At 68.7% G+C, this 10,122-nt stretch carries 9 protein-coding genes and 1 pseudogene; 1 reads left to right on the top strand and 9 read right to left on the bottom strand.

The genetic code is table 11. The annotated features are described in order from the left end of the window. From ABZ646_RS31080 to ABZ646_RS31040, 9 genes are all read right to left on the bottom strand, one after another. On the bottom strand, positions 1-1,327 hold a 1,327-nt coding region (locus tag ABZ646_RS31080), incomplete at its 3' end, for an MFS transporter (RefSeq protein ID WP_360526089.1). A gap of 98 nt (positions 1,328-1,425) precedes the next feature. Beyond that, complete coding sequence (locus tag ABZ646_RS31075; RefSeq protein WP_360526086.1) at positions 1,426-2,439, bottom strand: NAD(P)/FAD-dependent oxidoreductase; 1,014 nt, start codon at positions 2,437-2,439, stop codon at positions 1,426-1,428. A gap of 197 nt (positions 2,440-2,636) precedes the next feature. Then, positions 2,637-2,828, bottom strand: a complete 192-nt coding sequence (locus ABZ646_RS31070; RefSeq protein WP_360526083.1) for a hypothetical protein — start codon at positions 2,826-2,828, stop codon at positions 2,637-2,639. A gap of 984 nt (positions 2,829-3,812) precedes the next feature. Then, complete coding sequence (locus ABZ646_RS31065) at positions 3,813-4,328, bottom strand: DUF302 domain-containing protein (protein WP_360526080.1); 516 nt, start codon at positions 4,326-4,328, stop codon at positions 3,813-3,815. Between the two features lie 52 nt (positions 4,329-4,380). After that, a complete protein-coding gene (locus tag ABZ646_RS31060) occupies positions 4,381-5,259 on the bottom strand; it encodes an alpha/beta hydrolase (RefSeq protein ID WP_360526077.1) in 879 nt (292 codons plus the stop codon). A gap of 228 nt (positions 5,260-5,487) precedes the next feature. Next, positions 5,488-5,838, bottom strand: coding sequence for a UBP-type zinc finger domain-containing protein (locus ABZ646_RS31055; RefSeq protein ID WP_319337588.1), 351 nt, complete (start codon positions 5,836-5,838; stop codon positions 5,488-5,490). After that, positions 5,835-7,313 carry an ATP-binding protein gene (locus ABZ646_RS31050; RefSeq protein WP_319337585.1) on the bottom strand — a complete coding sequence of 493 codons (1,479 nt, stop codon included), beginning with the start codon at positions 7,311-7,313 and terminating at the stop codon, positions 5,835-5,837. The genes ABZ646_RS31055 and ABZ646_RS31050 overlap by 4 nt, the downstream gene beginning before the upstream one ends. Next, a complete protein-coding gene (locus ABZ646_RS31045; RefSeq protein WP_360526073.1) occupies positions 7,310-8,950 on the bottom strand; it encodes an FAD-dependent oxidoreductase in 1,641 nt (546 codons plus the stop codon). The genes ABZ646_RS31050 and ABZ646_RS31045 overlap by 4 nt, the downstream gene beginning before the upstream one ends. Before the next feature lie 113 nt (positions 8,951-9,063). After that, positions 9,064-9,879, bottom strand: a complete 816-nt coding sequence (locus tag ABZ646_RS31040) for an oxidoreductase (protein WP_360526070.1) — start codon at positions 9,877-9,879, stop codon at positions 9,064-9,066. Between the two features lie 137 nt (positions 9,880-10,016). Between ABZ646_RS31040 and ABZ646_RS31035 the strand changes: the two are divergent. Further along, positions 10,017-10,122, top strand: a pseudogene (locus tag ABZ646_RS31035) (TetR/AcrR family transcriptional regulator); the annotation flags it as partial.

Here is a 10,122-nt window from a genome sequence, read left to right as displayed (position 1 = left end):
GCCTCAGCTTGTGCGGGGTGACCTTGAGGTGCCCCAGCCCGGCCTTCACGACCGCCGGCGCGAAGAATCGCTGCGAGCCCGCAACTTCCGCCAGCTGTTCGGCGAGCCGCTGATGTTCGACTCCATCAAGGGCGCCTCCGGTGGTACCGATCACCGCGCCGATGCCGAGACCCATCAGGATCATGCCGGGCATGATGTGGGCGGCGTAGGTGCTGTCCAACTCGATCTGGGTCAGCATGGCCATACCGACTGCGGCGACCAGGAAGCCGGCGGTGATCACGATCTTCGGGCCGACCCTGGGCAGCACCAGCACAGGCATGGTGGTCGACGAGGCGACGACGGCCGCGACCATCGGCAGGTACACCAGACCGGTCTTGATCGGCGAGTAGCCGAGGCTGGCCGCGAAGTAGTAGGTCAGGAACAGGAAGATCGAGAACATCCCCATGCCGATGACGAACACCGCCATGAACGAACCACCGCGGGTCCGGTCCAGCACGACGCGCAGCGGCAGCAGCGGATGCGCCACCCTGGTCTCCAGCCAGACGAACACCGCGAGCAGCACCGCGCCGGTGATCATGGAGCCGAGGGCGACCGGGTCGGTCCAGCTGGTGGACTCGACGTGCGCGAACCCGTAGACGACGGCGAACAGCGCGGCACTCACCACGAGGATGCCAGGAATGTCGAGTTTGGGCTTCTTGGTGATCGCGGGCTTGGCCAGCAGCAGCAAGGCACCGATCAGGGCGGGGACCGCGAAGACGACGTTCACATACATCACCCAGCGCCACGACGCCCATTCGGTGAGCATGCCGCCGACCAGCAGCCCGACCGCGCCGCCCGCCCCGCCCAAGGCACTGAAGATACCGAAGGCCTTCGCCCTTTCGGACGGTTCGGTGAAGGTCACGCTGAGCAGGGAGAGCGCCGCGGGCGCGAGCAGTGCGGCGAAGAGACCCTGGGCCACACGTGCCGCGACGAGGATCTCGAAGCTGCCGGCCGAGCCGCCGACGACGGACGCGGCCCCGAAACCTGCCAGGCCGATCACGAAGAGGGTACGTCGGCCCAACAGGTCACCCAGTCGGCCGCCGAGCAGCAGCAGGCTGCCGAACGCCAGCGCGTAACCCGTGATGACCCACTGCCGGCTGCCGTCGCTGAAGCCGAGATCCTGCTGCGCCTCGGGCAGCGCGATGTTCACGACGGTCGCGTCGAGCATGACCATGAGCTGTGCCATGCCTATGACGACCAGCACCCACCAGCGCACGGCATGTGAGCCGCGAAGGCCCGAGTCTTTCTTTCCGGAGGCGGGCGCCTCGCGGTCGATGCTGGTACTCATTTTCTTCCCTTGCTTGGTGGGCATGACTGAAAGCCGTCTGGCATCTGATGGGTTTCCTCGCCGGTGAAGGTGAGGGTGGTGGGTGGTGGGTGCGGATTTCAGCCCTGGAGGGCCGCGTCGGTGTCCGCGATGGCCAGCTTCTTGTTGATGTCAATGGCGGCCAGTGCGCCGGCCGCTGCGGAGGCCCCGACCTGGGCGACCGGGTCAGTGACGTTGCCGGCCACCCACACACCCGGCACCTCGGTGGTGCCGTCCGGGCCGGAGGCGAAAGCGCGGCCCACATTCGGCAGGTCCCGCACCGGCAGGCCCAGTCCTTCCAGGCCCTGGGTTCGGGCCTGCATCTGCGGGACGACCCCGAGGACGCGGCGGGCCACGACCTGGCCGTCGGCCAGGCGCACCCCGGCGAGGGCGCCGTCCGCGTCGTCGACGATCTCGGTGACCGGGGTGTCGATGACGCGGATGCCGCGGGCGGCGAAGCGGGCGCGGGTGTCCTCGTCCAGGTCGGTGCCGTGGGTGAAGTAGGTCAGGTCCTCGGTCAGCTGCCGGAACAACAACGCGGGGCCGATGGAGGCGGGGCCGGTGGCGAGGATGCCGATGGGCTCGTCGCGCACCTCCCAGCCGTGGCAGTACGGGCAGTGCACCACACTGTGCCCCCAGTGCTCGGCGAGCCCGGGCACCTCCGGCAGCACATCCTTCAGGCCGGTGGCCACCAGGACGCGGCGGGCGGTGATGCTGCGGCCGTCGGCCAGGGTGACGGTGAACCGAAGGTCCCCGTCCGCAGACGGGGCGGCAGGCTCGGCGGAGACCACCTTGCCGAACACGACGCGTCCGCCGTACTGGCGCACCTGCTCCCGGCCCCGCCGAAGGATCTCGGAGGGCGGGGTGCCGTCCAGGGCGATGAGGCCGTGCACGGCATCGGCGGGCGCGTTGCGCGGGGAACCGCTGTCGATCACGACGACCGAGCGGCGGGAGCGGGCCAGGATCAGTGCACCGTTCAGCCCCGCGGCACCCCCGCCGATCACCACCGCGTCGACGGTCCCCTCGGCCAGTGCGTCGCTCGCATACGCAGGAGTCGTCACAGCTGTCGCCTCCTGCTTTTCCTTGTCAGTCATGGTTCGCTCAACCCTTCGAGTTCCGGGTGGTTTGCAGGGGGGGTCAGCTGTTCAGGAAGCCCAGGAAATGGTGGGCGCCCGTCTTGGGCTGTTGTGGAGGGCGGCGCGGAGGAGTTCAAAGGCATGGGGTGCCCTCGATCGCGCCAGGCGTGCACACAGCCTGTTCGGTGAGCTCAGGACCGTTGTGTACTGGACTGTCAGAAACCTAGGCTGTTCTGTACTGAGTTGTCAAGTACGACAGGCCGGCCCTCGCTCACCACGACGATGCCCGGAATGTCAAGTTTGGGATTCGGGGTGATCACGGGCTTGGCCGGCAGCAGCAACGCACCGACCAGGGCGGGGCCGCGAAGGCGGCGGTTACGTACATCACCCACCGCCACGGCGCCCATTCGGTGAGCATGCCGCCGGGCAGCATCCCGAAAGGCTCGATGGTTCCGGGCCCGTAGATGCTGGCGAAGTCCTCGCCGAGGCGAACAGCAGAAGACCGCAGTGCCACGCTCTGATCGAGACTCAGTGCGTTGTGGAAAAGGGGATTCCTGTTCGATGAGCTGGGGCTTCTTCGTGTGCGGGGCGTGATCGCGGCGGGGTAGGGGCAGGCAGGGGCGGCTTGTTGTGGATCGAGGAGGATGCGATGCCGTCGGTGCTGGGGTTGATGGAACGGCGTGAGGCGCGGGCGCGGCAGGAGTTGGACTCCTGGACGGAGGTCCTGGAGCAGGCTCAGGCGGAGGTGCACGCCGCGCGGGAGCGGGTCGAGCCGGCCCGGGTGGGGCATGAGGAGCCCGTGTCAGTGCTGGCCGGGGAGAGCATGGTGAGTTCGCCGGTTTCCGTGCCGTCCGGTGGTGACGCGGTTACCGCTGTGGGGTCGAGTGGCTCCGGCGCGGGGCATGGCGAGAGGCCGCCGGTGTGGCGGTCGGGCGGCCGAACGGGCGGTTCCTGACGGCTGCGGCGTGAGAGGCCCAGCCGAACGGCCGATGTCAGCCGTCAACACCTCGGCAAACAGTTCACACGACGGTCGGCGATACGCCGATGCCGCGGGGCCCGCAGAGCAGATGCGCCACCGTTCGCGCCGGGGCGGGACACGGCCCGCCCCGCCGCCGGCGCGCTACCCACCCCGACCGGAGACGCCACCCTCATGAACACTGACGCGGTCGCGGTCACCGCGACCGCGTCAGCGTGTTGCGGGCGACCCCCTCGTCGCCATGGCGTTCGCCGGGCAAGCGACATCGTCGATCGAACTCGGCACCGCCGTCCTGCAAACCTATCCGTGCCATCCGCTGCTGCAGGCCAACCGTGCGGCATCCGTGGTGAACGCGATGGGCCGGCCGATGTCTCTGACCAGGTCAGACAGCGAAACGGTGCTGGAGTGCCAAGGTTCAGGCCGTGATCAGCTCCGGTGGTACCGGCAGTGCCATGAGGCGGAGCAGTTCAGCGACTTTGGCGTCGAGTTGTGCTCCGACCTCGGCGATGCGGGGATCACCGAAGCTGGCGAATTTGCTCGACGGCTGGTCGATGCTGATCTGTACGTGGCCGGAGGCGGTCTCGTAGATCGCGGTGCGCAGCGGGGCGTACAGGATGGTGCCGGGGTCGTGGCGGAGCATGGTTTCCGCGATGACGTTGTTTCCCATCATGTAAGTCACGGCGCGGTGTTGATGGCCCGACAGCCGCATCACCGGCATCGGATCCAACGTCCAGTAAATGGCGAACGAATGAGGCGTGTGTGCGGCGATGTAGGCCTGCAACGCCGCGAGGTCGCCCGCGCCGGCCACCTCGGCGAGTTCGGCGAAGTCGATGGCGGGTACCAGCGTTTCATAGCGCCGGCGGACGTCGTCGAAAGCGTCCTCGGCGTCGACGACAAGGCGGTTGACGAGGTGGGGGACGGCCTGAGTCATGGCGCTTCCTCATGTCCTGACGGGGATGGGCGGAGGTGCCGGTCGTCTGGGGTCAGGCCGCGCCGAGCAGGATCCGCGCCATCTCGTCGGGGCGCTCCAGTGCCGAGAAGTGGCCGGTGCGGGGCACGGTGATGCGGTGGACGTCCGTCAGCGCGTTGGCCACGCGGTCTCGCTCGGCGGGCTTGGACCAGTCGTTCTCGCTGTAGACGAGGGTGACGGGCGCCGACACGCGCGGGTAGCGCTCGCGGGCCCGGTCGAATCCCTTGAGGCTGCGGAAGATCCCTCGGCCCACCTTGTCGTAGCCCTTGCGACGGCCGCTCCTCAGCAGCTCGGTGATGAAGTCCTCGGGCAGCTTGGTCTTGTCGACGTAGCCGCCCTGCAGGATGGCCCGGAAGATCGGCCGGGGCTCCTGGGTGGCGAAGAAGGGGCCCAGCACGGGCATCCGCACGCTGGAGATGATGAGGCGGGCGATCAAGTTTCCGCGTTCGCCTCCTTGGGGGTAGTCGTAGCTGTTGAAGGCCACGACCCGGCTGACCCGGTCCTTCAGGTCGACCGATGCCGACAGGGACAGGGCGCCCCCGAGCGATTCGCCCGACAGGGTGACGTCGTGCAGGTCCAGTCCGCGGACGAACTCGACAACCGCGGCCCGCAGCTGCGGCTCCTCGTACTGGGCGCCGGGGACGATGTCGGACCATCCCATCCCGGGCAGGTCCAGCGCGTAGATCGTGTAGTGGTCCCACAGCAGCGGGATCACGCGCTGGAAGTAGTCGAGCTGGCCGCGCACGGTGTGCATCAGCACGAGGGCGGGGCCGGTGCCCACCGTGTAGTAGCGCAGCCGCGAGCCATCGGCCCGGGTGAAGAACCGCACCCCGCCGCGGCCGTTGCTCCAGGTTCTCGCGTACGCCGCGTCGGGAGACTCGTCGCGTTCCATGGTTCTGCCCTTTCAGGTAAGGAGAATGCCTCAATACGGGCATTCTCCTTATTTCGCCGACCTGTGAAGTTGATCAAGTGCAAAGAGGTGCGGTCGCCCGAAGTGTCCTGTCTCAGCGGCCCGCGAGGGCCGTGTCGGTGATCCGGTAGGGCGTCGGCCGGTCGTACGTCTTGGCCATGTCCCGCAGACCGGCGCGGATGTTCTGCAAGAGACCCTGGTCGGCCAGGCTCAGCGCAGCGTGTCCGCCCAGTTCGCCGGCACACGCCCCGCCGGTCCCGGCGCGGGCTGGTCGGCGGGGTGGGCGTCCGGAGGAGCCAGGGCCGGACCGGACTCGTGCAGCTCGGACGTCTCGAAGTTCCAGAACCACGTCTCACCCGGCTCGTAACTGCGGATCACCGGATGGCCGGTGTCCCGGAAGTGGCCGGAGGCGTGCTTGGCGGGTGAGTCGTCGCAGCAGCCGATGTGACCGCACTGGGCGCAGCGCCGCAGATGGAACCACCATCCGCCGTCGGCGTCGCACTCGACGCACCCGGCCCCGCTGGGCGGGACGCTGGGGTCGATGCCGTTGTCCATGGTCATGACGGCTCCTGGGCCGGGTCGGGGACGGTGTCGGGCTCGGGGTCGGTGGCGGTGAGGGGGAGCAGCACCTGGAAGCGGGTGTCGCCGGGTACGGACTCGACTTTCAGGTCACCGTGGTGTTTGTTGACGACGATCCGCCAGGAGATGTCGAGCCCCAGCCCGGTGCCCTCGCCCACCGGTTTGGTGGTGAAGAACGGGTCGAAGATCCGGCCGCGGATTTCGGCCGGCACTCCCGGGCCCGTGTCGCGGAACTCCACCAGCAGCCGGTCGTGTTCGAGGGCCGTCCGGACGGTCAGCGTCCCTTCGCCGCCCGCGCTCTTGATGGCGAAGACGGCATTGTCGATCAGGTTGGTCCACACCTGGTTCAGTTCGGCCGGGTAGGCCGGAATCCTCGGCACCGAGCGGTCGTACTCCTTCACGACCTCGATCCGGGGACCGATCTTGCCCGACAGCATCAGCAGCGTGCTGTCGAGGAGTTCGTGGACATCGGCGACCTGGTAAGGCGCGCGGTCCAGCTGCGAGTATTGCTTGGCGGCGTCGACGAGGTGCGAGATACGGGTGGTGGAGTCCTCGATCTCGGACATCAACAGCTCGGCCTCGACCGTGTAGGTGAGCCACCCGATGGCACTCTGCAGGATCTCCTCCTGGTCGCATGCCGCCGCGATCTGCTCCAGCCAGCCGACGTCGAGACCGCCCTGCACGAAGGTCGGCGCGATCTGCCAGCCGTTCGGGACACCGTGGTCGTCGAGCCAGTCGGCGAGTTCGTCCTCCCGGTCGGACGCTTCGAGCGGGCCGAGTGCCGGCGCCTTGGAGACCCGCTCGGCCGTACGCTCCTGGAGGTCGACCAGGGCCTTCAGGACGTCGTGGTGGTAGTCGCCCGAGGCGATGATGCCGAGTTTGTTGCGCATGTGCGCGACCCGGTCCCTGAGCGATGCGGTGGCCCGTACGGCCGCCGCGGCCGGGTTGTTGAGCTCATGGGTGAGACCCGCGGACAACGAGCCCAGCGCCAGCAGCCGTTCGCGCTGCCCGACGGCCCGCTGAAAGGTCTGCGAACCGAGGACGAGCCCCTCCAGGAGATGGATCGCCATCGGAAACCAGTCGTGCATGAAGTTCGCGAACGATTCGGCGGGCAGCACGAAGAACCGCGTCGGCTCGGTCACCCGCAGCGAGTTCATGTACCGCTGCGGTTTCCCGTCCCCGACGTACGCCATCACGGCCCCCGCGTACACCCCGGGCTGGGACGTGCGGCTCACCTCGATGTCGTCGCTGCCCACCCGGCGCGACATGACGACCGCGCCCTCGATCATCACGTAGAAGCAGGCCGCCGGGTCACCTTCGGTGAAGACCGGCCCGGGCTCGAATAGTTCGACCCGTCCCTCGCCGCACAGCCTGCCGAGCTGCTCGGAGCTCAGCTTCTCGAAGAGGAACAGTGAGCTGATCTCGGCCGCGTTGCACGGCATCAACTGCCCGCTCATGACTGCTCCAGGTATCGGTGTACGAGCATCACGGCCATGGCTCCCTCTCCGACGGCGGACGCGACCCGCTTTGCGGACTCCGCGCGCGCGTCCCCGGCGACGAACACGCCGGGGATGTTGGTCTCCAGGTGGTACGGCGGCCGGTCCAGCTCCCAGTTGGCCGGTGGCCGCCCGTCGGCGGTCAGATCGGGCCCGGCGAGGATGAACCCGCGCTCGTCCCGCAGCACCGTGCCGTCCAGCCAGTCGGTCAGCGGGGCCGCGCCGATGAACACGAACAGCCACTGCGCGTCGACCAGTTCGGTCTGCCCGGTGGCCGTGTCGCGCAACGTCAGCTGTTCCAGGTGGCCGTCGCCGTGCACAGCCTCAACGACCGTGTGGGCCCGTACGAAGATGTTCGGCGACTCGGCGATCTGCTGGATCAGGTAATGCGACATCGACGCGGTGAGGTCCGCTCCGCGCACCAGCAGGGTGACCGACTTGGCGCCCCTGGACAGGTACATCGCCGCCTGCCCGGCCGAGTTGGCGCCGCCGACGATGTACACGTCGTGGCCCTGGCAGGCGGCGGCCTCGGTGAGCGCGGAGCCGTAGAACACCCCGCGGCCCGACAGCTCGTCGGCACCCGGCGCCTCCAGCTGCCGGTAGGACACACCGGTCGCCAGGATCACGCTGTGCGCCGCGATCTGCGACCCGTCCGCGAACCGTACGAGCCGCGCCGCCCCGCTGCCCTCCAGTCCGGTCACCTCCCGCGCGGTCAGGATCTCGGCGCCGAACTTCGTGGCCTGGCGTCGCGCCCGGTCGGTGAGCTGGCCGCCGGACACCCCGTCCGGGAAGCCCAGATAGTTCTCGATCCGTGAGCTCTGTCCGGCCTGCCCGCCGGTCGCCGACCGTTCCACGAGCACCGTACGCAGGCCCTCCGAGGCCCCGTACACGGCCGCGCCCAGCCCGGCCGGCCCGCCGCCGATGACGACCAGGTCGTAGAAGTCGGCCGTGGGCGTCGTCGCCAGCCCCACGTGCGCGGCCAGTTCGGGCACCTCCGGCTCGACGAGCGCCGTACCGTCCGCCGTGATCACCACCGGCAGCCGCTGCCCGTCCTGCCCCGCGGCCGCGAGCAGCCGCTGCCCCTCGGGCTCCTCGCTGGAGTACCAGCGGTAGGGCACCTGGTTGCGGGCCAAAAACTCCCGTACGTCCGAGGAGCGCGCCGACCACCTGTGACCGACGACCTTGGTGCTCGGCACCGGCCGGAAGTCACTGCACCGCCACGCCTCCAGCAGGTCGTCGAGCACCGGGTAGAGCTTCTCCTCCGGCGGGTCCCACGGCTTGAGGAGGTAGTGGTCGAGGTCGACGACGTTGATCGCGTCGATGGCCGCATCCGAGTCCGCGTACGCGGTCAACAGCACCCGCCGGGCACCCGGGTAGACGTCCATGGCCTGTTCGAGGAACTCGATTCCGTTCATCTGCGGCATCCGGTAGTCGGCCAGGATCACCGCGACCAGATCACCGCGCAGCTTCAGCTCCCGCAGCGCCTCCAGCGCGGACTCACCGGACTCCGCGCGCACGATCCGGTAGGAGGCGCCGTAGCGCCGCCGCAGGTCACGGGCGACGGCACGGGACACCCCGGGATCGTCGTCCACGGTCATGATGACGGTCCGCGCAGCGTCCAGGAGCGGTCGGACGAGAGATGCTGATGCTGGCTTCGGTGTCTCTGCTTCGGACATGTGCGTCTCCTCGGGCGCCGCCCCGTAGTGCGGGGTCAGCCGGCCAGTTGGTTGAGCTTGCGGATCTGTCTGTCGAAGGCGCGCGAGGGCACGATCCGGCGCAGGACGCTGACGCGCTTGGCCATCGAGCCGGCGGTGTACCGGAGCTTGGGCTTGGAATCGGTGGCGGCCGCGACGATCACCTTCGCGACAACGTCCGGGCCGTCGGCGTTGCGCACGGCCGTGGCCAGGACGTCTCGGGAGACTTCCCGCTGTGCGGCGTAGATGGGCAGGGGTGAGTCGGGGGCCATGCTGCTCGCCTCGAAACTCGTCTTTGTGTAGGCCGGCTCGACCAGCAGCACCCGGACGCCGTGCTCGCGAAGCTCATGGTCGACGGACTCGGAGTAGCCCTCGACCGCATGCTTGGTGGCGGCGTAGACGGCCATGAAGGGGGCGGGGATCAGACCGAGTACCGAGGAGACGTTGATCACGCGGCCACCGCCCTGGGTGCGCATGCGGGGCAACACTGCGTTGGCCATCCGCATCACGCCGAAGACGTTGATGTCGAAGACCTCCTTGGCCTGGCTGGTCGAGCTCTCCTCGCCGGCTCCGACCGCGCCCACGCCCGCGTTGTTGACCAGGACGTCGATCCGGCCGAACCGATCGATCACCTCCCCGACCAGGGAGCGGACCGACTCGTCGCTGGCCACGTCGAGATCGAGGAACGTCACCCCGGCGAGCGGCTCGGCCTTCGCCGCGTTGCGGCTCGTACCGACCACCGTGAAGCCGGCGCCCACCAGGGCGAGCGCCGCCGCCCGCCCGATCCCGGAGGAGGCGCCCGTCACGAGGGCCACTCGGTGAGCTGTCTGCATGGTGGTTCCTTGGGTTGGGCATGGCTTCGCCGGGCACTGTCCGGTGAGTTCAGGAAGGTTATTTACTGAACAGTCCGGAACCTACGCAGTTCTGTACTGGCTTGTCAAGAAGTGTAGGTCGGCTTTACCGTCTTTGTATGGCCAGACCACGAAGCTTCGACCGCGACCACGTCCTGCATGCCGCCGAGCGTCAGTTCCGCACCTCCGGCTACAACGGCACGAGCGTCGACGGCACGGTCCTGC

It is taken from the genome of Streptomyces sp. NPDC007162, from assembly GCF_040634175.1.
Classification (GTDB): domain Bacteria; phylum Actinomycetota; class Actinomycetes; order Streptomycetales; family Streptomycetaceae; genus Streptomyces.
The sequence above is the reverse complement of the archived record's forward strand: the minus strand, read 5'-3'. Positions and strand labels throughout refer to the sequence as shown.